Raw genomic sequence first — 1,659 nt, 5'->3', positions numbered from 1 at the left:
GGAACGTCTCGCCTCATGCAGGTGGTGATCCCCGCCAGGAGCCACTGCGCCGTACAGGATCCTGACCAGCGAGGAACGCTCTCATCCCCTTACTGCTCGTTTCAGTCAGTGGCCCTAGCCACACCGCAGCGCAGGCCCCCGCCCCCTCCGGACGCTGTTTGCACGATGAGTTCCCTCGGCTCAGGAAACGGTGAAGTCCTGCGGCTCAAAGCGACCGACCTCGGCGCGAAGCCGGTCGGTGGACCAAGGCCAGCTGAAGCTGTTGCGGCCGTTGGCGTCGAGGTAGTAGCTCCTGCACCCACCGGCGTTGTAGACGGTGTCGGCCAGCGCGGTCTGCAGCCGGGCGTTGTACGCGGCCTGCACGTCGCCGCGTACCTCCAGCGCCGCCCAACTCTCCTCCCGTGCGGCCTTGATGGCGCCTAGGACGAGGTCGAGCTGTGCCTCCAGAATGGCGAACGCCGACGAGTGCCCGGTGCCCAGGCCGGGGCCGAGGAGCAGGAAGGCGTTGGGGAAGCCCGCGACGACGGTGCCGAGGTACGCCTCGGGGGAGCCCTGCCAGCGGTCAGCGAGCGAGCGGCCGGCTCCGTCTCGGACGAGGCCCGCGAGCGGCGTGTCGAGGATGTGGAAGCCGGTGCCGAGGATGATCGCGTCCACCTCGGCGGCGCTGCCGTCGGCGCCGTGCACGGTGCTGCCTTCGACGGCGTGCACCGCGGCGGCGTGCACGTCGACATTCGGTCGCCTCAGCGCGGGGTAGTAGTGGTTGGAGAACAGGATGCGCTTGCAGCCGATGGTGTAGTCGGGGGTCAGCTTGCGGCGCAGTTCGGCGTCGCGGACCGTGGCCCGCAAGTGGGCCCGTGCGATGGCCTGGACGCCACGCATCAGCGCGGGGCGCCGGAATCCACGTCCGAGCGTCTCCATGGCCCGGTACTCCAGCCCTGCCACCGCGGCTCGCGCGCCCGGCAGGTGGCGCATCGCCCACCGTTCGGCCTTCGGTATGTGATGGTCCAGCTTGGGCAGCACCCACTGGGCGGTGCGCTGGAACACATGCAAGCGGGCGACGTCGGGGGCGATCGCTGGGACGAACTGTACGGCCGAGGCGCCGGTGCCGAGCACCGCGACGCGCTTGCCGCGCAGGTCGTAGTCGTGGTTCCAGCGCGCGGAGTGGAACACCTCGCCGGGGAAACCGTCGAGGCCGGGGACGTCCGGGACGAGAGGCTCGTTCCACGGGCCGGCGCCGGCGATCAGGAATCGGGCGGTGAACTCACCGGCGTCGGTACGGACGAGCCAGCGGGCCTGGCCGGGCTGCCATCGCGCTTCGGTCATACGCACCCCGAACCGGGTGTGTTCGCGCAGCCGGTACGTGTCGGCGACCCGCCTCACGTACGTGAGGATCTCCGGCTGGTGCGCGTACACCCGCGTCCAATCCGGGTTCGGAGCGAAGGAGTAGCTGTAGAGGCGGGACGGTACGTCGCACTGGCAGCCGGGATAGGTGTTCGCCCGCCACGTGCCGCCGAAGTCGTCGGCCGCCTCGATGATCAGGAAGTCCCGGATACCGGCGCCGCGGAGCCTGGCCCCGGCGCCAACCCCGGAGATGCCGGCGCCGACGACGATGACCTCGACGTGTGTGCTCATGCCGCAATGCTCCTGTCGATGGCTCGC

The 1,659-nt window shown here is 70.2% G+C and carries 1 protein-coding gene; it reads right to left on the bottom strand.

Annotated elements, in window-relative coordinates:
• Positions 1 to 180: 180 nt before the first annotated feature.
• The gene (locus tag ABT116_RS44680; RefSeq protein ID WP_351646676.1) at positions 181 to 1,632 is read right to left on the bottom strand and encodes a flavin-containing monooxygenase; all 1,452 of its coding nucleotides are present in this window, start codon (positions 1,630 to 1,632) and stop codon (positions 181 to 183) included.
• Positions 1,633 to 1,659: the final 27 nt, after the last annotated feature.

Origin of the sequence: Streptomyces sp. NPDC002130 (assembly GCF_040296465.1) — a bacterium.
Taxonomy (GTDB): Bacteria; Actinomycetota; Actinomycetes; order Streptomycetales; family Streptomycetaceae; genus Streptomyces.
Note: the sequence above shows the minus strand (reverse complement) of the source record. Positions and strands in the feature narration are given on the sequence as shown.

Bases quoted from the DNA above. Each gene is read 5' to 3' on its own strand.
- ABT116_RS44680 (WP_351646676.1), bottom strand. From the start codon at position 1,632: ATGAGCACACACGTCGAGGTCATCGTCGTCGGCGCCGGCATCTCCGGG.